Source organism: Citrobacter sp. XY323 (assembly GCF_025106035.1).
In the GTDB taxonomy this organism is placed as follows: Bacteria; Pseudomonadota; Gammaproteobacteria; order Enterobacterales; family Enterobacteriaceae; genus Citrobacter; species Citrobacter braakii.
On record NZ_JANYUK010000011.1, the window covers coordinates 66,458 to 86,971 of the forward strand.

General features: G+C 50.8%; 21 protein-coding genes. 18 read left to right on the plus strand and 3 right to left on the minus strand.

Annotated features, from left to right (window positions below; translation table 11 throughout):
• Positions 1 to 6: 6 nt before the first annotated feature.
• Together N0B36_RS14450 and pspF are read right to left on the minus strand one after the other, a co-directional pair.
• On the minus strand, positions 7 to 651 hold the full coding sequence (locus tag N0B36_RS14450; protein ID WP_063866125.1) for a quinolone resistance pentapeptide repeat protein QnrB47: 645 nt from the start codon (positions 649 to 651) through the stop codon (positions 7 to 9).
• Between the two features lie 93 nt (positions 652 to 744).
• Entirely contained in the window at positions 745 to 1,734 is a 990-nt protein-coding gene (gene pspF / locus N0B36_RS14455) for a phage shock protein operon transcriptional activator (protein WP_029139556.1), read from the minus strand.
• Positions 1,735 to 1,889: 155 nt separating this feature from the next.
• Between pspF and pspA the strand changes: the two genes are divergently transcribed.
• The 15 genes from pspA (at position 1,890) to N0B36_RS14530 (ending at position 16,308) form a co-directional block, all read left to right on the plus strand.
• Positions 1,890 to 2,558: a phage shock protein PspA gene (gene pspA / locus N0B36_RS14460; RefSeq protein ID WP_016153228.1), complete on the plus strand. Its 669-nt coding sequence runs from the start codon at positions 1,890 to 1,892 to the stop codon at positions 2,556 to 2,558.
• 54 nt (positions 2,559 to 2,612) lie between these two features.
• Complete coding sequence (gene pspB, locus N0B36_RS14465; RefSeq protein ID WP_016153227.1) at positions 2,613 to 2,837, plus strand: envelope stress response membrane protein PspB; 225 nt, start codon at positions 2,613 to 2,615, stop codon at positions 2,835 to 2,837.
• Positions 2,837 to 3,196 carry an envelope stress response membrane protein PspC gene (gene pspC, locus N0B36_RS14470; RefSeq protein WP_003020497.1) on the plus strand — a complete coding sequence of 120 codons (360 nt, stop codon included), beginning with the start codon at positions 2,837 to 2,839 and terminating at the stop codon, positions 3,194 to 3,196. The genes pspB and pspC overlap by 1 nt, the downstream gene beginning before the upstream one ends.
• 14 nt (positions 3,197 to 3,210) lie before the next feature.
• Positions 3,211 to 3,441 carry a phage shock protein PspD gene (gene pspD, locus N0B36_RS14475; RefSeq protein WP_047500373.1) on the plus strand — a complete coding sequence of 77 codons (231 nt, stop codon included), beginning with the start codon at positions 3,211 to 3,213 and terminating at the stop codon, positions 3,439 to 3,441.
• 164 nt (positions 3,442 to 3,605) lie between these two features.
• Positions 3,606 to 5,312, plus strand: a complete 1,707-nt coding sequence (locus tag N0B36_RS14480) for a sugar phosphorylase (RefSeq protein ID WP_265325459.1) — start codon at positions 3,606 to 3,608, stop codon at positions 5,310 to 5,312.
• Between the two features lie 16 nt (positions 5,313 to 5,328).
• Entirely contained in the window at positions 5,329 to 6,621 is a 1,293-nt protein-coding gene (locus tag N0B36_RS14485; protein WP_235116848.1) for an ABC transporter substrate-binding protein, read from the plus strand.
• Between the two features lie 20 nt (positions 6,622 to 6,641).
• Positions 6,642 to 7,523, plus strand: coding sequence for a carbohydrate ABC transporter permease (locus N0B36_RS14490; RefSeq protein WP_003840754.1), 882 nt, complete (start codon positions 6,642 to 6,644; stop codon positions 7,521 to 7,523).
• Entirely contained in the window at positions 7,510 to 8,352 is an 843-nt protein-coding gene (locus tag N0B36_RS14495) for a carbohydrate ABC transporter permease (RefSeq protein ID WP_003020474.1), read from the plus strand. Before N0B36_RS14490 ends, N0B36_RS14495 begins: the two co-directional genes overlap by 14 nt.
• A gap of 27 nt (positions 8,353 to 8,379) precedes the next feature.
• Entirely contained in the window at positions 8,380 to 9,432 is a 1,053-nt protein-coding gene (locus N0B36_RS14500; RefSeq protein ID WP_016153224.1) for a zinc-binding alcohol dehydrogenase, read from the plus strand.
• 16 nt (positions 9,433 to 9,448) lie between these two features.
• Positions 9,449 to 10,237 carry a sugar phosphate isomerase/epimerase gene (locus N0B36_RS14505; RefSeq protein WP_016156634.1) on the plus strand — a complete coding sequence of 263 codons (789 nt, stop codon included), beginning with the start codon at positions 9,449 to 9,451 and terminating at the stop codon, positions 10,235 to 10,237.
• 10 nt (positions 10,238 to 10,247) lie between these two features.
• The gene (locus N0B36_RS14510; RefSeq protein WP_016156633.1) at positions 10,248 to 11,303 is read left to right on the plus strand and encodes a Gfo/Idh/MocA family protein; all 1,056 of its coding nucleotides are present in this window, start codon (positions 10,248 to 10,250) and stop codon (positions 11,301 to 11,303) included.
• A complete protein-coding gene (locus N0B36_RS14515; protein ID WP_259688538.1) occupies positions 11,300 to 13,576 on the plus strand; it encodes a glycoside hydrolase family 65 protein in 2,277 nt (758 codons plus the stop codon). Before N0B36_RS14510 ends, N0B36_RS14515 begins: the two co-directional genes overlap by 4 nt.
• On the plus strand, positions 13,573 to 14,241 hold the full coding sequence (gene pgmB, locus N0B36_RS14520; RefSeq protein ID WP_259688539.1) for a beta-phosphoglucomutase: 669 nt from the start codon (positions 13,573 to 13,575) through the stop codon (positions 14,239 to 14,241). Before N0B36_RS14515 ends, pgmB begins: the two co-directional genes overlap by 4 nt.
• 10 nt (positions 14,242 to 14,251) lie before the next feature.
• Positions 14,252 to 15,334 (plus strand): ABC transporter ATP-binding protein, encoded by a 1,083-nt coding sequence (locus N0B36_RS14525; RefSeq protein ID WP_016153219.1) that lies wholly within the window; start codon positions 14,252 to 14,254, stop codon positions 15,332 to 15,334.
• A gap of 68 nt (positions 15,335 to 15,402) precedes the next feature.
• A complete protein-coding gene (locus tag N0B36_RS14530) occupies positions 15,403 to 16,308 on the plus strand; it encodes an OmpG family monomeric porin (RefSeq protein WP_259688540.1) in 906 nt (301 codons plus the stop codon).
• Between the two features lie 29 nt (positions 16,309 to 16,337).
• Here N0B36_RS14530 and N0B36_RS14535 read toward each other — a convergent pair whose 3' ends face one another.
• The gene (locus tag N0B36_RS14535) at positions 16,338 to 17,348 is read right to left on the minus strand and encodes a LacI family DNA-binding transcriptional regulator (RefSeq protein ID WP_181221769.1); all 1,011 of its coding nucleotides are present in this window, start codon (positions 17,346 to 17,348) and stop codon (positions 16,338 to 16,340) included.
• A gap of 228 nt (positions 17,349 to 17,576) precedes the next feature.
• Between N0B36_RS14535 and pspE the strand changes: the two genes are divergently transcribed.
• The 3 genes from pspE to N0B36_RS14550 all read left to right on the plus strand — a co-directional run bounded on the left by pspE (position 17,577) and on the right by N0B36_RS14550 (position 20,492).
• Positions 17,577 to 17,894 (plus strand): thiosulfate sulfurtransferase PspE, encoded by a 318-nt coding sequence (pspE, locus tag N0B36_RS14540; RefSeq protein ID WP_016153216.1) that lies wholly within the window; start codon positions 17,577 to 17,579, stop codon positions 17,892 to 17,894.
• 142 nt (positions 17,895 to 18,036) lie between these two features.
• Positions 18,037 to 19,434, plus strand: coding sequence for a YcjX family protein (locus N0B36_RS14545; RefSeq protein ID WP_016153215.1), 1,398 nt, complete (start codon positions 18,037 to 18,039; stop codon positions 19,432 to 19,434).
• Positions 19,431 to 20,492, plus strand: coding sequence for a YcjF family protein (locus N0B36_RS14550; RefSeq protein WP_259688542.1), 1,062 nt, complete (start codon positions 19,431 to 19,433; stop codon positions 20,490 to 20,492). The genes N0B36_RS14545 and N0B36_RS14550 overlap by 4 nt, the downstream gene beginning before the upstream one ends.
• Positions 20,493 to 20,514: the final 22 nt, after the last annotated feature.

The following is a 20,514-nucleotide window of genomic DNA, read 5'->3' on the forward strand; positions in this document are numbered from 1 at the left end:
GCTGAGCTAACCAATCACAGCGATGCCAAGCCGCTCCATGAGCAACGATGCCTGGTAGTTGTCTAACTTAACGCCTTGTAAATCAACACCCCGAATATCTAAGTCACCTAACTCCGAATTGGTCAGATCGCAATGTGTGAAGTTTGCTGCTCGCCAGTCGAAAGTCGAAAACTCGCCGCCGGAGAGATCTGAACCACTGAACGTCGCACCCAGTACCTGAGTCCCCATCCAGCGGTTTTCCCATAGCTCACACTTTTCCAACACGACTTTCGAAAAATTGGCGTAGCTTAGATTGGTATTAGTGATATATGCGCTGCAAAACCAGGTGCGCGTGGTGATCATATTCATAAAGCTTGCACCGCGGAAATCTGCGCCTTGTGCGCGGCAGTGGCGAATTTCAATGCCCAATGCGCTGACGTTGCGGAAATCTGCCATTGATAAATCACAGCTTTTGAAAATGGCATCTCTCAGCATTGCGCGACTAAAATTGCATCCTTTCTGACTTTCGCGATCATAGAACTGGCAGCCGATAAATTCAGTGCCGCTCAGGTCGGCACCTGAAAAATCGCAGTTAAAAAATGTACTATTTTCAACTTTCTCACCAGTGAAGCGATTTCTGTCAATTTTTTCGCCAACTAATGCCAGAGTCATATCTATGCCTGTGTTTTTATACAGTAATGACGCCATGGTAAACCTTATGACGTTATGCGTCAAACCCGCCAGTATGACACCTGCAAATGCGTATTAGATCTGGTGTTTCTTAAGCAACGCGCGTAGCTGATGGTAAGTCAGACCCAGTAATTCAGCGGCTTTTTTCTGATTAAATTTCGCCTGCTGCAAGCTGGTTTGTAGAAAGTCTTTCTCTTGTTGCTGCTGGAATTCACGCAGATCCAGCGGTAATGCTACAGATGTCTGCTTTGGTGGTGCTGCCTGTGGCTGCGCAACGTGGCGGCGGAAGGGGTCAATGATGATCTCATCCAGCGGGTAATCGCTGGTACCGTGCCGGTAAACGGAGCGCTCCACGACGTTTTTCAGTTCACGAATATTACCCGGCCAACGGTAATGGAGGAGGGTTTCTCTGGCCTCGGCGCTAAATCCCGGAAAAAGCGGTAACCCGATCTCGCGGCACATCTGAATGGCAAAGTGTTCGGCCATTAACATGATGTCGCTTTGACGCTCGCGTAGTGGGGGAAGTTGCACCACGTCAAAGGCCAGACGATCCAGCAGGTCCGCGCGGAAAGTGCCTTCGCTGACCATACGTGGCAGGTCGGCATTGGTCGCGCAGACCAGTCGCACGTTAACCTGCAAGGGCTGGCTGCCGCCGACGCGTTCCAGCTCGCCATACTCAATTACGCGCAGCAGTTTTTCCTGTACCAACATTGGCGCGGTCGCCAGTTCATCAAGAAACAGCGTGCCGCCGTCCGCGCGTTCGAAACGTCCCGGATGGCGTTTTTGCGCACCGGTAAACGCACCGGCTTCGTGACCAAACAGTTCGGAATCAAGTAAGTTCTCGTTGAGGGCCGCGCAGTTAAGCGAAATAAATGGGCCCTGCCAACGGCTGGAGAGGTAGTGCAGGCGGTTGGCAATAAGCTCTTTCCCCGTACCTCGCTCACCGATAACCAGTACAGGTTTATCCAGCGGCGCCAGATGAGAAACCTGTTCCAGCACTTCAATAAAGCTGTTCGCTTCGCCCAGAATATTGTCTTTGTATCCTGCCATGATGAAATTCACCACTTGTTAGTGTTATTCACCAATTTACCCTAATTCTCCCGTCAGGTAAAATTAGATATTTATATTAAAATCAATTAGTTAAAAACTTGGCACGCCAAGTGCATTACGAAAACAGCAGGGCATAGCCCGATATCAGAACAGTAAGTGAGGATTACATTATGGGTATTTTTTCTCGTTTTGCCGACATCGTGAACGCCAACATTAATGCGTTGCTGGAAAAGGCTGAAGATCCGCAGAAACTGGTGCGGTTAATGATCCAGGAAATGGAAGATACGCTGGTTGAGGTGCGCTCAAACTCCGCACGCGCTCTGGCAGAAAAGAAACAATTATCTCGCCGTATCGAACTGGCCAGCGCACAACAGGCAGAGTGGCAAGAAAAAGCCGAGCTGGCGCTGCGTAAAGAGAAAGAAGATTTGGCGCGTTCTGCTTTAATCGAAAAACAGAAACTGACTGATCTGATTGCTTCTCTGGAGCATGAGGTGACGCTGGTTGACGATACACTGGCGCGAATGAAAAAAGAGATCGGTGAGCTGGAAAATAAACTCAGTGAAACCCGTGCTCGTCAGCAGGCATTGATGCTGCGCCATCAGGCTGCGAGCTCTTCGCGTGATGTTCGTCGTCAACTGGACAGCGGTAAGCTGGATGAAGCGATGGCACGCTTTGAATCTTTCGAGCGTCGTATCGATCAGATGGAAGCTGAGGCTGAAAGCCATAACTTCGGTAAACAGCAGTCTCTGGATCAGCAATTTGCTGACCTGAAAGCAGATGATGAAATCAGCGAGCAACTGGCGCAACTTAAAGCCAAAATGCAGCAAGATAAGCAATAATAACATCTGGCGGCGCCCGAACGCGCCGCCGCTCATCACCTGTAAGGAGTACTCATGAGCGCGCTATTTCTGGCTATCCCATTAACCATCTTTGTGTTGTTCGTTTTACCGATTTGGCTCTGGCTGCATTACAGCAACCGTTCCAGTCGTGGCGAACTGGCGCAAAGTGAACAGCAACGTCTGGTAGAACTCAACGATGACGCACAGCGGATGCGCGAGCGCATTCAGGCGCTGGAAGACATCCTTGATGCTGAACATCCAAACTGGAGGGACCGCTAATGGGAGGCGTTAATCTGAACAAAAAACTGTGGCGTATTCCGCAGCAGGGCATGGTGAAGGGAGTTTGCGCAGGTATAGCGCATTATCTCGATGTGCCTGTGAAGCTGGTGCGGATCCTGGTGGTGTTGTCCGTCTTTTTTGGCCTGGCCTTTTTCACCTTCGTCGCTTACATCGTGCTGACGTTTGTGTTGGACCCGATGCCGGACAATGTGGTTTCCGGTGAGCAGCAGCCATCAAGCGGCGAGCTGTTAGATGCCGTCGATCGCGAGCTGGCGGCAAGTGAAAAGCGTTTGCGTGAAATGGAGCGTTATGTCACCTCTGATACCTTTTCATTGCGCAGCCGTTTCCGCCAATTGTGAGGATAGAAATAGAAATGAACAATCGCTGGCAACGTGCCGGGCAAAGGGTTAAGCCGGGCTTTAAAATAGCAGGTAAGCTGGTGCTTTTAACTGCGCTTCGTTACGGCCCGGCGGGGGTAGCAGGGTGGGCGGTGAAGTCCGTCGCCCGACGCCCGCTTAAAATGCTGCTGGCGTTGGTCCTGGAGCCGGTTTTGAGTCGGGCAGCGGCAAAATTATCGAAACGCTATTCAGGTAATCAACGCTGATATCCGATTCAGCAAAAGCAAGCAACAATTAATCAACATTCCCACTGTTAATTTGCGGCAGCTCACAAATACGATTTTTTGGCTGCCAAAATTCTTTTATTATCCCCCTCCTGGCCACCTCAGCCGATTGACAGCTTATTTCCCGCAGAGTAGTCTCTTGATTCATGGGACCGCTACCACGAGAATTGAAGGTGAACCAAAAAATCCAAAAATGCCTGGCAGAAGTTTATGGTGATACGTTTACTTCATGCCACTATGAAGCGCTGATTGCACGTTTAGAGAAATCACAGGGATTAATTAAAAAAATCCGTAAAGCGCATTGGGACGAGGGCGATGTGGTTCTTATTACCTACGCCGATCAATTCCACGGGGCAGGCAAAAAACCACTGCCGATGTTTAATCAGTTTTATAATGAATGGCTTAAGTCGACATTTTCTCATGTGCATCTGTTGCCGTTTTATCCGTGGTCATCGGATGATGGTTTTTCCGTAATTAATTACCATCAGGTTGCTGAAGAAACCGGTGACTGGAATGATATTAAGCAATTGGGTAAATCCAGTCGACTGATGTTTGATTTTGTTTGTAACCATATGTCAGCGAAAAGCGAATGGTTTAATAACTATTTGCAACAGCTTGACGGTTATGAAGATTTCTTTATTGCGATGGATCCTGATACGGACCTGAGCAACGTAACGCGTCCACGCGCATTACCGTTACTGACGCCTTTTACGCTGAAAGATAACACCGTACGCTATTTATGGACGACGTTCAGCGACGACCAGATCGATCTCAACTATGCCAACCCGATAGTGTTACTGGCGATGGTCGATGTGCTATTGAGTTATCTTGAGCAGGGCGCTGATTATGTCCGCCTGGATGCGGTTGGCTTTATGTGGAAAGAGCCAGGAACGACCTGTATTCACCTGGAAAAAACGCATCAGCTTATCAAACTATTCCGCGCTATTGCTGACTGCGTGGCGCCTGGTACGGCGATTATTACTGAAACAAACGTTCCGCATAAGGATAATGTGTCCTACTACGGAAATGGCCGTGATGAAGCGCATATGGTGTACCAGTTCTCGTTACCGCCGCTGGTGCTGCATGCGGTACAACGCCAGGATACCTCAACCTTGTGCCAGTGGGCGCAATCACTGGAACTGCCGTCCAGTGAGACCACCTGGTTTAATTTCCTCGCATCGCATGACGGTATTGGTCTCAACCCATTACGTGGTTTGTTACCTGAAGACGAGATCGTGCGCCTGGTGACGGAATTACAACAGGAAGGCGCGCTGGTTAACTGGAAAAATAACCCTGATGGTAGTCGCAGTCCGTATGAAATTAACGTGACATATATGGACGCACTAACGCCAGGCAATTGTAGTGATGCCGAACGTTTTTCCCGCTTTATTCTCGCACATGCCATTTTGCTGAGTTTTCCGGGTGTACCTGCGGTTTACGTTCAAAGCATTCTTGGGTCACGCAATGATTATAAAGGTGTTGAGGCGCTAGGTTATAACCGCGCGATCAACCGCAAAAAATATCAAATAAGCCAAATCGAAACGGAGCTGGCAGATGAAACCAGTTTGCGCCACGCTATTTATCATGAATTATCCCGATTAATTGTAATACGTCGTAGTAATAAAGCATTTCACCCTGATAGTGATTTTCAGATTAGCAGTGTTACACCGGCTGTAATGCAAATTAAACGTACGGCGGAAACAGGCGAAAAAATTACCGGATTATTTAATGTCAGCGGTCATACGCAAACCATTAGTATTGATGTTGAAAATGGATTTGATTTGATTAGCGGTAAAACTATTTCAGGTAAAGAATTAACGTTGAACGCCTGGCAGGTCATGTGGGTTAAGTAATAAAAAGGAACATTTCATGCTTAAAACTAAAATTGTGCTGATTTCAGCACTGGTTTCCTGCGCCCTGGTTTCCGGGTGTAAGGATGATAAAACGTCCTCTGTTGCGATTGAATTTATGCACTCTTCTGTTGAACAGGAGCGGCAGGCGGTTATTGCAAAACTGATTGAGCGTTTTGAAAAAGAGAACCCGGGGATCAGTGTCAAACAGGTTCCTGTAGAAGAAGATGCGTACAACACCAAGGTCATCACCCTGGCGCGGAGCGGTTCACTGCCTGAAGTCATTGAAACCAGCCATGACTACGCGAAAGTTATGGATAAAGAATCACTTATCGATCGTAAAGCCGTAGCGCAGGTCATCAACGCCGTAGGTGAAGGTACTTTTTATGATGGCGTGCTGCGTATTGTGCGTACTGAAGACGGTACTGCCTGGACCGGGGTTCCGGTTAGCGCCTGGATTGGCGGGATCTGGTATCGCAAAGATGTGCTGGCAAAAGCTGGGCTGGAAGAGCCAAAAGACTGGCAACAACTGCTGAGCGTGGCGCAGAAGCTAAACAATCCTGGTAGTAAGAAATATGGTATTGCGCTGCCCACGGCGGAAAGCGTTTTGACCGAACAGTCATTTTCTCAGTTCGCGCTCTCAAACCAGGCCAACGTTTTTGATGCGCAAGGAAAGATAACGCTCAACACACCTGAAATGGCGCAGGCGCTGCAGTATTACCGCCAATTGGCAATGAACACCATGCCGGGCTCAAACGACATCATGGAAGTCAAAGACGCGTTCATGAACGGCACGGCGCCGATGGCGATTTATTCCACCTATATCCTCCCGGCGGTGATTAAAGAGGGTGACCCTAAAAATGTGGGCTTTATGGTGCCGACGGAAAAAAACTCCGCTGTTTACGGCATGCTGACGTCGTTAACCATTACCGCGGGTCAAAAGTCTGAAGAGACAGAAGCGGCAGAGAAATTTGTCACCTTTATGGAGCAGGCCGACAACATCGCGGACTGGGTCATGATGTCGCCAGGGGCGGCGCTGCCGGTCAACAAAACAGTGGTGAATACCCCGACGTGGAAAGATAACACTGTCATCAAAGCGCTGGGTGAATTACCCGATCAGCTGATTGCCGAACTGCCGAATATCCAGGTGTTTGGTGCCGTCGGCGATAAGAACTTCACCCGCATGGGCGACGTCACAGGCTCCGGTGTTGTGAGCTCAATGGTGCACAACGTGACGGTAGGCAAAGCCGACCTCGTCACCACGATTGAAGCGAGCCAGAAAAAACTGGATGACCTCGTTGAACAGCGCTAATGGGGAAATGGAAAGCCGTGATGAATAAGTTCTTTTCAGGTCGATCTGATATGCCATTCGCCATGCTGCTGCTGGCGCCCAGCTTGCTGTTGCTGGGCGGTTTAGTGGCGTGGCCGATGATATCTAACATCGAAATCAGCTTTATGCGACTGCCGCTGAATCCGCAAATTGAGTCTACGTTTGTCGGGTTGAGCAACTATATCCGTATCTTATCCGATCCCGGATTCTGGCATTCGCTGTGGATGACGGTCTGGTATACCGCGCTGGTTGTGGCAGGAAGCACGGTACTGGGGCTGGGCGTGGCGATGTTTTTTAACCGTGAGTTTCGTCTGCGGAAAACGGCGCGCTCACTGGTCATCCTCTCTTACGTGACGCCATCAATTTCGCTGGTGTTTGCCTGGAAATACATGTTCAACAACGGCTACGGCATTGTGAACTACCTCGGCGTGGATCTGTTGCATCTCTATGATCAGGCGCCGCTGTGGTTCGACAATCCCGGCAGCAGCTTCGCGCTGGTCGTGCTGTTCGCCATCTGGCGCTACTTTCCGTATGCCTTTATCTCGTTTCTGGCGATTTTACAGACGATTGATAAATCGTTGTATGAGGCGGCAGAAATGGACGGCGCGAATGCCTGGCAACGGTTTCGTATCGTCACGCTGCCAGCGATTATGCCGGTGCTGGCAACCGTGGTCACACTGCGCACGATCTGGATGTTTTACATGTTCGCCGATGTTTATCTGCTGACCACTAAAGTCGATATTCTCGGGGTCTATCTCTATAAAACAGCGTTTGCATTTAACGACTTAGGCAAAGCGGCCGCTATTTCTGTCGTCCTCTTCGTCATTATTTTCGCTGTTATCCTGCTGACCAGAAAACGGGTGAACCTCAATGGCAACAAATAAGCGCACACTTGGCCGCATCGGCTTTTACTGTGGATTAATTGTCTTCCTGGGCATCACGCTATTCCCATTTTTTGTGATGCTGATGACCTCATTTAAAAGCGCCAAAGAGGCGATCTCGCTACATCCGACGCTGTTACCGCAGCAATGGACGCTGGAACATTACATCGACATCTTCAACCCGATGATTTTCCCGTTTGTTGACTACTTCCGTAATAGCCTGGTGGTATCGGTCACTTCTTCGGTGGTGGCGGTGTTTCTCGGCGTGCTCGGGGCGTATGCGCTTTCACGCCTGCGTTTTAAAGGGCGAATGACCATCAATGCCAGCTTTTACACGGTGTACATGTTTTCGGGGATCCTGCTGGTGGTGCCGCTATTCAAAATCATTACGGCACTTGGCATCTATGACACCGAAATGGCGTTGATTATCACCATGGTCACCCAGACGCTGCCGACCGCAGTGTTCATGCTGAAAAGCTACTTCGACACCATTCCGGATGAGATAGAAGAAGCCGCGATGATGGATGGATTGAACCGTCTGCAGATCATCTTTCGCATTACCGTGCCGTTGGCGATGTCCGGTCTGGTTTCGGTCTTTGTGTACTGCTTTATGGTGGCGTGGAATGACTATCTGTTTGCCTCGATTTTCCTCTCCAGCGCCAGCAATTTTACCTTACCGGTCGGTCTGAACGCGCTGTTCAGTACGCCTGACTATATCTGGGGACGCATGATGGCGGCATCGTTAGTCACCGCATTGCCGGTTGTCATTATGTATGCGCTTTCCGAACGTTTTATTAAAAGTGGTTTGACCGCAGGCGGCGTGAAAGGCTAAGCGGCCAGTTTAATTAAGGAGTTGTAAATGAAGAAGTTAGTTGCCACAGAACCGCGTGTTGCGGCGCTGGTGGAATATGAAGACAGAGCTGTATCCGCCAATGAAGTGAAAGTTCGCGTTCGCTTTGGTGCGCCAAAACATGGCACGGAAGTGGTCGATTTTCGCGCTGCCAGTCCGTTTATTGACGAAGATTTTAACGGCGAATGGCAAATGTTCATGCCGCGTCCGGAAGGGGCGCCGCGCGGGATTGAATTCGGCAAGTTCCAGCTTGGCAACATGGTGGTGGGCGATGTTATTGAGTGTGGCAGCGATGTGACCGAATACGCCGTTGGCGATTCAGTTTGCGGCTACGGCCCACTGGCAGAAACGGTTTTCTTTAATGCGGTAAACAACTACAAACTGCGCAAAATGCCGGAAGGTAGTTCGTGGAAAAATGCCGTGTGCTATGACCCGGCACAGTTCGCCATGAGTGGCGTGCGCGACGCCAATGTGCGTGTCGGCGACTTTGTTGTCATCGTCGGTTTAGGGGCGATTGGCCAGATTGCCGTCCAACTGGCTAAGAAAGCGGGAGCCTCGGTGGTCATTGGCGTGGATCCGATTGCTCATCGTTGCGATATCGCGCGGCGTCATGGCGCGGATTTCTGTCTGAATCCTATTGGCACCGATGTCGGCATGGAAATTAAGAAGCTGACCGGCAAGCAGGGCGCGGATGTGATTATCGAAACCAGCGGCTATGCGGATGCGTTGCAATCGGCGTTACGCGGTCTGGCCTATGGTGGAACCATCTCCTATGTCGCTTTCGCGAAACCTTTTGCTGAAGGCTTCAACCTGGGGCGTGAAGCGCACTTCAACAACGCCAAAATTGTCTTCTCTCGTGCCTGCAGTGAGCCAAATCCGGATTATCCGCGCTGGAGCCGCAAGCGTATTGAGGAGACCTGTTGGGAACTGTTGATGAACGGTTACCTGAACTGTGAAGAACTTATTGACCCGGTAGTAACATTTGCCAGCAGCCCGGAAAGCTATATGCAGTATGTCGATCGCCATCCGGAAAAGAGCATCAAAATGGGCGTGACGTTTTAATTAAGGAATGCAGAAGATGAAAATTGGAACACAGAACCAGGCTTTTTTTCCGGAAAATATTCTCGAGAAATTCCGTTACATCAAAGAGATGGGGTTTGACGGTTTTGAAATTGACGGCAAGCTGCTGGTTAACAACCTGGCAGAAGTGAAAGCAGCAATCAAAGAAACAGGCCTGCCCGTCACCACCGCCTGTGGAGGATATGACGGTTGGATCGGTGATTTTATCGAAGAGCGTCGTTTGAATGGCTTACAGCAGATTACCCGCATTCTCGAAGCGCTGGCCGAAGTCGGTGGGCAGGGCATTATTGTACCCGCTGCATGGGGCATGTTTACCTTCCGCTTACCGCCGATGACCTCTCCGCGCAGCCTGGCAGGCGATCGTAAAGCAGTAAGTGATTCATTGATTTATCTCGATAAAGTTGCCGAGCGTACGGGGACGGTGGTGTATCTGGAGCCGCTTAATCGCTATCAGGATCATATGATCAACACCCTGGCGGATGCCCGTCGCTATATCGTGGAAAACAACCTGAAGCATGTGCAAATCATTGGTGATTTTTACCATATGAATATCGAAGAAGACGATATGGCTCAGGCGCTGCATGACAATCGCGATCTGCTGGGACACGTCCATATTGCGGATAACCACCGTTATCAGCCGGGGAGCGGTACGCTGGATTTCACTGCGCTGTTTGACCAGTTGCGTGAAGATAATTATCAGGGTTACGTCGTGTACGAAGGACGTGTACGGGCAGAGAACCTGCCGGAAGCGTACCGTCAGTCACTGGCCTGGCTGCGTACCTGCTAAGAGGATTTCTGTGAAAAGTGCACTGACAAGCTCTCCGCTACGCATCGCCATTATCGGCGCCGGGCAGGTGGCGGATAAAGTTCATGCTTCGTACTACTGCACCCGCAACGATCTGGAACTGGTGGCTGTCTGTGACAGCCGCCTGTCACAGGCGCAGGCGTTGGCAGAGAAATACGGCAATCCGCAGGTTTGGGACGATCCTCAGACGATGCTACGCGAGGCTAAGCCAGATATCGTCAGCATCTGTTCACCCAATCGTTTTCATTATGAACACACTATGTTGGCGCTGAACGCCGGATGTCATGTGATGTGTGAGAAACCTCCGGCGATGACGCCAGCCGAGGCGCTGGAAATGTGTAACACGGCGCGTCGAATGGGGAAAGTTCTGGCTTATGATTTTCATCATCGTTTCGCACTGGATACGCAGTTGCTTCGTGAGCAGGTGATGGCCGGCGTGCTGGGTGAAATCTATGTCACCAATGTCCGCGCCTTGCGCCGCTGCGGCGTGCCCGGCTGGGGGGTATTTACCAACAAAGAACTGCAGGGCGGCGGGCCGCTGATTGATCTCGGCATCCATATGCTTGATGCCGCCATGTATGTGCTGGGGTTTCCGGCAGTAAAGCGCGTTAACGCACACAGTTATCAACGCATTGGCACGCGTAAAAACAGCGGCCAGTTTGGGAAATGGGATCCCGAGACGTATACCGTGGAGGATTCTCTGTTCGGGACGATTGAATTTCATAACGGCGGTATCCTGCGACTGGAAACCTCTTTCGCGCTGAATATCCCGGAACAATCGATTATGAACGTAAATTTCTGCGGCGATCTGGCAGGGGCGACGTTATTCCCAGCCCAGGTTTATACCGATCGTGAGGGTACGCTTGACGTACTGCTTCAGCGTGAAATGGCCGATGACAATCGACATTATCGCAGCATGGAAGCTTTTGTGAATCATGTCCAGGGCGAGCCTGTCACTATTGCTGACGCAGAGCAAGGCGTCGTTATTCAACAACTGGTTGCCGCACTGTATCAATCGGCTGAAACAGGGACCTACGTAGACTTATGACGAGGCCAGTAATGCTAACTGAACCGGCTTTTTGCCCACACAACCTGAATAAATATGCGTCACTCATGACGACCGGTAACGGTTATATGGGGATTCGCGCCAGCCACGAGGAAGCCTACACCTTACAAACTCGCGGCATGTACCTTGCTGGACTGTATCACCGGGCAGGGAAAGGCGAGATTAATGAACTGGTTAATCTGCCTGATGTGGTGGGGGTGGAGATTTCACTCAATGGTGAGATTTTCTCGCTCACCAGCGGCGTTATCGAAAGCTGGCAACGTGAACTGGATTTTGCCAGTGGGGAATTACGCCGCGCGCTTACCTGGCGTGCGTCTGGCGGGGCGCGTTTTGCCATTGAGAGCCGGCGATTTGTCTCGGCACAAAAACTGCCGCTATTTGCTATGGAAGTTGTCGTCACGCCACTGGATGGCGATGCCAGCATTGGTATCTCGACCGGAATTGACGCCACGATGACCAATCATGGTCGTCAGCATTTGGATGAAACGCAGGTCCGGGTCTTTGGCCAGCATCTTATGCAAGGGATTTACACCACCCAGGACAACCGCAATGATATCGCTATCACCACGTATTGCGATGTAGACGGTGCAGCGCAGCGCTGCTTCACCGCGAAAGAACGTCGGCTGTTACAACACAACAGCGTGCAGGCGAAAGCCGGACAGCGCGTCACGCTGACAAAAATTAGCTGGGTAGACTGGGCGAGCGAACGCAGCCTGTCGCTTGAGACCTGGGGACGCCAGTCGCTGCGCAACCTGGAAGTATGCGCGCAGCAAGGCTATGACGCTCTGCTGGCGGAGTCGGCTGCTAACTGGCATGCCTGGTGGCAAAATCGTCGCGTTCAGGTCACCAGCACTGATGCCAGCGATCAGCGAGCGCTGGACTATGCGCTCTATCATCTGCGTGTGATGACTCCTGACCACGATGAGCGCAGCAGTATTGCGGCCAAAGGTTTGACGGGGGAAGGGTATAAAGGCCACATATTCTGGGATACCGAGGTCTTTCTGTTACCGTTTCATCTCTTTACCGAGCCGAAAACCGCGAGAAGTTTGTTGCGTTACCGCTGGCATAATCTGTCGGGGGCGCGTGAGAAAGCCCGCCGTAACGGTTGGCAGGGAGCGCTTTTCCCTTGGGAAAGCGCTCGCAGCGGTGATGAGGAAACGCCTGAATTTGCGGCGATCAACATCCGTACCGGACTGCGTCAGAAAGTGGCCTCCGCGCAGGCTGAACATCACCTCGTGGCGGATATTGCCTGGGCGGTAATCAATTACTGGCATGCCTCAGGGGATCTAAACTTCATGTCCCGTGAGGGAATGACGTTGCTGCTGGAAACGGCGAAGTTCTGGATCAGCAGGGCGGTCATGGTTAATGATCGTTTAGAGATCCACGATGTGATTGGCCCGGATGAATACACTGAGCATGTGAACAACAACGCGTTCACCAACTACATGGCCTGGTACAACGTGGAACAGGCGCTGGGTTTTGCCCGTCGGTTGGGCTGCGGTGATGAGACGTTTATTCACCGCGCAGAGTATTTTTTACAGCATCTCTGGCGACCGGAAGTTCAGCCCGATGGCGTGCTACCTCAGGACGATACCTTCCTGAGCAAACCGGCTATCGATCTGTCACAGTACAAAGCCAAAGCGGGCAAGCAGACGATTTTGCTCGATTACTCCCGTGCAGAAGTCAATGAGATGCAAATTCTCAAACAGGCCGATGTGGTGATGCTGACCTACATGTTACCGGAGCAATTTTGCCCGCAAACCTGTCTGGCAAACCTGCGCTTTTACGAGCCGCGCACAATTCATGACTCCTCGTTGAGTAAAGCGATCCACGGGATTGTGGCAGCGCGTTGCGGTGATCCGGCTCAGGGCTATCGGTTCTGGCGTGAAGGATCGCTTATCGATCTCGGGGAGGACCCACATAGCTGCGATGACGGCATTCATGCTGCGGCAACGGGCGCCATCTGGCTGGGCGCAATCCAGGGATTTGCTGGCGTGAATATTCGCCACGGGGAGTTACACCTTGCTCCTGCTTTACCGGCTCATTGGCAAACGCTGTGTTTCCCGCTGCGCTGGCAGGGCATCGATATGCAGGTAATCATTAATGCGGCTGAAATCCGTATTAACAGCACTGAGCAGATTGTCCTTTGGGTCAATGGTGAAAAGGTCTCCGTGCAGGGGGAAACCGTAATCCGCAATGACGCCATTATTTCGCCCGCTTATGGGACCGCTACCACAGAAAGGGGCGATGAATGATACTCAAACCACAGGCCATCATTTTTGATTTGGATGGCGTGATTACCGATACCGCGCATCTGCATTTTCTGGCCTGGCGGCAGGTAGCCGATGAAATAGGGATTGTGATCGACGAAGTATTTAATGACAGCCTGAAAGGGATTAGTCGCGGCGAATCACTACAGCGTATTTTGCACCATGGTGGGAAGGCGGGGGCGTTTTCTCCCGAGGCCTGCGCACAATTGGCCGAGAGAAAAAACAGACTGTATGTCCATTCTTTGCGCCAGCTGACGGTTAACTCGGTATTACCGGGAATACGTGAGCTGTTGATGACGTTGCGGGAAGAACTGATTCCGGTGGGGTTGGCCTCTGTGTCGCGCAATGCCCCGGCTATTTTACAAGCGCTTAATCTTAGCTCTTGCTTTGATTTTTGTGCGGATGCGGCATTGATCACCCGCTCGAAACCGGATCCGGAAATTTTCCTGGCAGCCTGCGCGGGTCTTGGCGTTGACCCGCAACAATGTATTGGCATAGAAGATGCACAAGCGGGAATTGATGCAATCAACGCCTGCGGCATGCTTTCTGTCGGCATCGGTAAAGGGCTGAATGGGGCAGACTTGCTGCTTCCGGCAACCGAATTTCTGACGTGGCCGTGCTTATCGGCTTTCTGGCAACACGACAAGTAAAGGATTCAACATGGCACAGCTTTCGTTGCAACACATTCAAAAAATTTACGACAACCAGGTACACGTCGTTAAAGACTTCAATCTGGAAATTGAAGATAAAGAGTTTATTGTTTTTGTTGGACCTTCCGGCTGCGGGAAGTCAACTACGTTGCGCATGATCGCCGGTCTGGAGGAGATCAGCGGCGGCGATCTGCTGATTGACGGTAAACGGATGAACGATGTGCCGGCGAAATCACGCAACATTGCGATGGTTTTTCAGAACTACGCGTTGTACCCACACATGACCGTCTATGACAACATGGCGTTTGGTTTGAAAATGCAGAAAATTGCGCCTGCTGTGATTGAGGAGCGCGTCAACTGGGCGGCGCAGATCCTTGGCCTGCGCGATTATCTGCAGCGTAAACCCGGCGCGTTATCCGGTGGTCAGCGTCAGCGTGTGGCGCTGGGGCGTGCGATTGTACGTGAAGCGGGGGTCTTCCTGATGGATGAACCCTTATCGAATCTCGATGCCAAACTTCGCGTTCAGATGCGGGCTGAAATTAGCAAACTGCATCAGAAACTCAATACCACCATGATCTATGTTACCCACGACCAAACCGAAGCCATGACTATGGCGACGCGTATTGTGATTATGAAGGATGGCATTGTTCAGCAGGTTGGTGCGCCGAAAACGGTTTATAACCACCCGGCTAATATGTTTGTCGCCGGATTTATTGGCTCACCGGCCATGAACTTTATTCGTGGCGCGATTGATGGTGATAAGTTTGTTACTGAAACACTGAAATTAACGATTCCACAAAATAAATTAGCACAATTAAAAGCGCAGGGTTATGAACATCAGGCGGTCACTCTGGGAATTCGTCCTGAAGATATACACCCGCAGCTTAATAATGAAAATAGTATATCGGCAAAAATTAGCGTTGCAGAATTAACCGGCGCTGAATTTATGCTTTATACCATTGTTGGGGGGCATGAGTTGGTGGTCCGTGCTGGGGCTGTGAATGATTATCATGCAGGAGAAAATATCACTATTCATTTTGATATGGCGAAATGCCATTTCTTTGATGCTGAAACTGAAGTGGCTATTCAATAAAATTCCGGGGGGATAAATCCCCCCCAAGCCTTGGGGCATTTTTGCGAGTATTTTAACAAGGAATAATAATGAAAACCCTACTGTCCGCTACTGCGCTGATTATGAGTGCAGGAATGGCCTGCGCGCAGGCTGCTGAAAATAATGACTGGCACTTTAACATTGGTGCTATGTACGAAATAGAAAACGTTGAAGGTCAGGGCGAAGATATGGATGGACTGGCTGAGCCGTCCGTCTATTTCAATGCCTCTAATGGGCCGTGGAAAATATCGCTGGCCTATTATCAGGAAGGACCGGTTGATTACAGCGATGGTAAGCGTGGTACCTGGTTTGACCGCCCAGAACTGGAAGTCCGCTATCAATTCCTGGAAAGTGAAGATGTTAATTTCGGTTTGACCGGTGGCTTCCGTAATTACGGTTATCACTATGTCAATGAACCAGGAAACGACACCGCTAATATGCAGCGCTGGAAAGTTCAGCCGGACTGGGATGTTAAACTGACCGACGACCTGCGCTTTAGCGGTTGGCTGTCGATGTATCAATTCGTTAATGATTTGAATACTACTGGCTACTCCGATAGTCGTGTCGAAAGCGAGACCGGTCTGAATTATAGGTTTAACGAAACGGTGGGCTTAACGGTCAACTATTACCTTGAGCGCGGCTTTAATCTGGCTGATTCGCGCAATAATGGTGAGTTCTCAACCCTGGAAATTCGTGCATATTTACCGTTGTCTTTAGGCAATACCACCCTGACGCCGTATACCCGTCTGGGGCTTGATCGCTGGTCAAACTGGGACTGGCGAGATGATCCGGAACGTGAAGGCCATAATTTCAATCGTCTCGGTTTACTGTATGCATATGATTTCCAGAATGGTTTATCAATGTCACTGGAGTATGCCTATGAGTGGGAAGATCACGACGAAGGCGAAAGCGACAGATTCCATTATGCTGGTATAGGCGTGAACTACGCATTCTAAAATATACTGGGGCATTTATGCCCCAGTTTTTACACCAGTGAGTCGGCCAGCGATATTTGCGTGCTCACCGTGATATTTTGTAATCCTTTCTCGCCCGCAATCAGGTTAAATAATAAATTACAGCTTTGTTCACCCAACTGCTGGGTAGGCACATCAATTCCCCCTGGAACGGGCGTGAGCATAAAAGACAACAGCTCATTACTGTAGCCCACAACGGCAAGTTGTTGTGGGATGGTTATATTTTTCTCAGCCGCCACGCGATATAAGCTCATTAATTTCAAGCTGTCGGTGGCAAATACGGCATCGGGTAACGGCTGCTGACTCAGTAATTTTCGTGAAGCAAGCAGGGCTGTTTCATGGGTATAGCCCCCGTCAACAATCCATTCATCGCGCATTTTAATGTTATGCGCCAGAAGGCTGGCTTTATATCCGTTAACGCGATCGATAGAAACATGAACATCAAGCGGCGCGTGCAAACAGGCTATATTACGGTGTCCACTCTCAATCAGCGCATCAGTTAGCGTAATGCTGTCGCGATAATTATCTGTGTCTACAGAATAGACATTGGCGTAGTCGCCTTCAACCTTTCCAATAACCACGACCGGTACGTTGTATTTATCCAGCCTCGCAAAAAAAGATTCATCGGCGGGAGAGCTCAGCATAATGATACCTTTGATCAATTTCTGCTTAATTTTGCTCTCACATTTTTGTAAATCATCTTCAGTGCTTCGCGACGTCTGTAATATGACATCAAAACCGACCTCTTCAGCCTTGGCAGTAATAGCATGCAGCACTTCAGAGAAAAACGGATTACCGGCGGTTGTTTTTGCTGAACGGGTAGATATCACCATTATTGCATCAAACCCGGAAGAGGTGAGTGCGCGAGCAAGTTTATTGGGCTGGTACTGTAACTCATCAATAGCACGCAGCACTTTTTCAAGCGCTTCCGGCGAGATATTGGTTTGCTTATTAAGCACGCGCGATACCGTGGATTTTGATACGCCAGCGGCTCGTGCAATATCATAAATGGTAGGAGACATAGATCCCAAGCTCCGTCCGAGAGTCAATGGCGAACATATTATGGAGTTAATTGGCGAATGACAACAATATCGGAATGCGGGCAGAAAAATCAAAAAACTAACCGCAGTATGCGCAACCAGAGGAAGTCTCGTCCACGGGTGCAGAGGGTGATAATGCGATCGCAATATTTTCTTAAGAACTGGCGTATAGTGTGTTGGTTAAATCCAACCATCAGTCAGGAAGATATTATGTTGAAAAAAGGCGTATTAGCGTTGGCACTGGTCATCGGCATGCCGGTTTTTGCAGCCGAGCACTGGATTGATGTTCGCGTTCCTGAACAGTATCAACAGCAGCATATTCAGGGGGCGGTCAACATTCCATTAAAAGAGATGAAGGCGCGTATCGCTGCTGAAGTTCCTGATAAGACCGACACCGTGAAGCTGTATTGCAACTCCGGGCGTCAATCGGGGCAGGCGAAGGATATGTTGACGGAAATGGGCTACACGCAGGTGACCAACGAAGGTGGCATCAATCAGATAGCGCTTCCTAAAGTAGAGAATCAATAAACCGCCCGCATTCCTTCTGCTCCAGGCGGTAAGAATAATGCCGCCTGTTACAGCTCAGGTAGTTGATAAGTAAGAATTGACCCCTATCTTTACTTCCTGTTTGTTATAATTTCTTCGGTTCCTTCAGCAAAACGGGATGGCGATGAAGCGACTTAAAAATGAACTCAATTCGCTGGTTAATCGCGGCGTAGACCGGCATTTGCGCCTGGCTGTCACCGGACTTAGCCGTAGCGGTAAGACGGCGTTTATCACCGCGATGGTAAACCAGTTACTCAATATTCATGCCGGTGCGCGTCTGCCGTTGCTCAGTTGCGTGCGCGAAGAGCGTCTGCTCGGCGTTAAACGGGTTCCACAACGCGATTTTGGTATTCCGCGTTTTACCTATGATGAGGGACTGGCGCAGCTGTATGGCTCTCCGCCGACCTGGCCGACACCTACGCGCGGTGTGAGTGAAATACGCCTCGCGCTGCGCTACAAATCCAATGATTCTTTACTGCGCCACTTTAAAGACACCTCCACGCTGTACCTGGAAATCGTCGATTATCCGGGGGAGTGGCTGCTCGATTTACCGATGCTGGCCCAGGATTATCTCAGTTGGTCGCGGCAAATGACCGGATTATTACAGGGACAGCGTGGCGAATGGTCGGCAAGATGGCGGCAGTTATGCCAGGGGTTGGATCCGCTGGCGCCTGCTGATGAAAACCGTCTGGCGGAAATCGCTGCCGCCTGGACGGAGTATCTGCACCAGTGCAAGCAGCAGGGACTGCATTTTATTCAGCCAGGCCGTTTTGTTCTGCCTGGAGATATGGCGGGCGCGCCTGCGCTGCAGTTCTTCCCGTGGCCGGACGTTGATGCCTGGGGGGAATCGAAGCTGGCGCAGGCAGACAAACACACCAATGCGGGCATGCTACGCGACAGGTTTAATTATTACTGTGAAAAAGTCGTGAAGGGATTTTATAAGAATCACTTCCTGCGCTTTGACCGTCAGATTGTGCTGGTCGATTGTTTGCAACCGCTCAACAGCGGGCCACAGGCGTTTAACGACATGCGTCTGGCACTCACCCAACTGATGCAAAGCTTCCATTACGGACAGCGTACGCTGTTTCGTCGGCTGTTTTCTCCGGTGATCGACAAACTGCTGTTTGCCGCCACCAAAGCCGACCATGTGACGGTCGATCAGCACGCCAATATGGTGTCGTTATTGCAGCAGTTGATCCAGGACGCCTGGCAAAACGCTGCGTTTGAAGGTATCAGCATGGATTGTCTGGGACTGGCATCAGTACAGGCAACCACCAGCGGCCTGATCGATGTGAAAGGCGAAAAGATCCCGGCGCTGCGTGGTCATCGTCTGAGTGATGGTGAACCGCTAACCGTTTATCCGGGGGAAGTGCCCGCGCGTTTACCTGGACAAGCATTCTGGGACAGTCAGGGCTTTCAGTTTGAGGCGTTTCGCCCGCAGGTTATGGATGTCGATAAACCCTTACCGCATATTCGTCTTGATGCCGCGATGGAGTTTTTAATAGGAGATAAATTGCGATGAGCGAGCCGTTAAAACCGCGTATCGATTTCTCAGGTCCGCTAGACGTGGAACAAAACGCGGCGTTTAAAGCGCAGCAGATGTTCAACGAAACGGAGGCGCAGACTTTTTCTCCGGCGACAGTGGATGAACCTCTGCAAGACGAAGGTCAGGCAGAAGCCGTCATTGATGCGGCCCTACGCCCCAAACGCAGTTTGTGGCGCAAAATGGTGATGGGCGGGTTGGCGCTGTTTGGCGCGAGCGTTGTCGCTCAGGGCATACAATGGACCATGAACGCCTGGCAGACTCAGGACTGGGTCGCGCTGGGAGGATGTGCCGCTGGCGCATTGATTATCGGCGCAGGTGTCGGATCGGTTGCGACCGAGTGGCGTCGGCTATGGCGTTTGCGCCAGCGTGCGCACGAGCGCGATGAAGCGCGTGATCTGCTCCACAGCCATGGAACCGGAAAAGGTCGTGCATTTTGTGAAAAGCTGGCGCAGCAGGCGGGTATCGATCAGTCCCATCCGGCGCTACAGCGCTGGTATGCCTCAATTCATGAAACGCAGAACGATCGCGAAGTCGTCAGCCTGTATGCCCATCTTGTGCAGCCGGTGCTGGACGCGCAGGCCCGACGTGAGATTAGCCGTTCAGCGGCGGAGTCCACGCTGATGATTGCCGTCAGTCCGCTGGCATTGGTGGATATGGCGTTTATTGCCTGGCGAAACCTGCGGCTGATTAATCGCATCGCATCGCTGTATGGCATTGAACTCGGTTATTACAGCCGCCTGCGTTTGTTCCGCCTGGTGCTGCTAAATATCGCTTTTGCCGGGGCCAGTGAGCTGGTGCGGGAAGTGGGAATGGACTGGATGTCGCAGGATTTAGCCGCTCGCTTATCGACGCGTGCCGCGCAGGGTATTGGCGCGGGGTTATTAACGGCGCGTCTGGGTATTAAAGCCATGGAACTTTGCCGACCGCTACCGTGGATCGATGACGATAAGCCACGACTGGGCGATTTTCGCCGTCAACTGATTGGTCAGGTGAAAGAAACCTTACAAAAGAACAAATCTCCGCGCGAAAGTTAGCTAAAAATTGGGCGCCAGTCGT

What these genes read in the sequence shown, in the direction of transcription:
- N0B36_RS14500 (WP_016153224.1), top strand. Translation starts at nt 8,380, where the DNA reads ATGAAGAAGTTAGTTGCCACAGAACCGCGTGTTGCGGCGCTGGTGGAA.
- N0B36_RS14495 (WP_003020474.1), top strand. Translation starts at nt 7,510, where the DNA reads ATGGCAACAAATAAGCGCACACTTGGCCGCATCGGCTTTTACTGTGGA.
- pspB (WP_016153227.1), top strand. Translation starts at nt 2,613, where the DNA reads ATGAGCGCGCTATTTCTGGCTATCCCATTAACCATCTTTGTGTTGTTC.
- pspE (WP_016153216.1), top strand. Translation starts at nt 17,577, where the DNA reads ATGTTGAAAAAAGGCGTATTAGCGTTGGCACTGGTCATCGGCATGCCG.
- N0B36_RS14505 (WP_016156634.1), top strand. Translation starts at nt 9,449, where the DNA reads ATGAAAATTGGAACACAGAACCAGGCTTTTTTTCCGGAAAATATTCTC.
- pspC (WP_003020497.1), top strand. Translation starts at nt 2,837, where the DNA reads ATGGGAGGCGTTAATCTGAACAAAAAACTGTGGCGTATTCCGCAGCAG.
- N0B36_RS14535 (WP_181221769.1), bottom strand. Translation starts at nt 17,348, where the DNA reads ATGTCTCCTACCATTTATGATATTGCACGAGCCGCTGGCGTATCAAAA.
- pspA (WP_016153228.1), top strand. Translation starts at nt 1,890, where the DNA reads ATGGGTATTTTTTCTCGTTTTGCCGACATCGTGAACGCCAACATTAAT.
- N0B36_RS14450 (WP_063866125.1), bottom strand. Translation starts at nt 651, where the DNA reads ATGACTCTGGCATTAGTTGGCGAAAAAATTGACAGAAATCGCTTCACT.
- N0B36_RS14525 (WP_016153219.1), top strand. Translation starts at nt 14,252, where the DNA reads ATGGCACAGCTTTCGTTGCAACACATTCAAAAAATTTACGACAACCAG.
- pgmB (WP_259688539.1), top strand. Translation starts at nt 13,573, where the DNA reads ATGATACTCAAACCACAGGCCATCATTTTTGATTTGGATGGCGTGATT.
- N0B36_RS14530 (WP_259688540.1), top strand. Translation starts at nt 15,403, where the DNA reads ATGAAAACCCTACTGTCCGCTACTGCGCTGATTATGAGTGCAGGAATG.
- N0B36_RS14550 (WP_259688542.1), top strand. Translation starts at nt 19,431, where the DNA reads ATGAGCGAGCCGTTAAAACCGCGTATCGATTTCTCAGGTCCGCTAGAC.
- N0B36_RS14480 (WP_265325459.1), top strand. Translation starts at nt 3,606, where the DNA reads ATGGGACCGCTACCACGAGAATTGAAGGTGAACCAAAAAATCCAAAAA.
- N0B36_RS14485 (WP_235116848.1), top strand. Translation starts at nt 5,329, where the DNA reads ATGCTTAAAACTAAAATTGTGCTGATTTCAGCACTGGTTTCCTGCGCC.
- pspD (WP_047500373.1), top strand. Translation starts at nt 3,211, where the DNA reads ATGAACAATCGCTGGCAACGTGCCGGGCAAAGGGTTAAGCCGGGCTTT.
- N0B36_RS14545 (WP_016153215.1), top strand. Translation starts at nt 18,037, where the DNA reads ATGAAGCGACTTAAAAATGAACTCAATTCGCTGGTTAATCGCGGCGTA.
- N0B36_RS14490 (WP_003840754.1), top strand. Translation starts at nt 6,642, where the DNA reads ATGAATAAGTTCTTTTCAGGTCGATCTGATATGCCATTCGCCATGCTG.
- N0B36_RS14515 (WP_259688538.1), top strand. Translation starts at nt 11,300, where the DNA reads ATGACGAGGCCAGTAATGCTAACTGAACCGGCTTTTTGCCCACACAAC.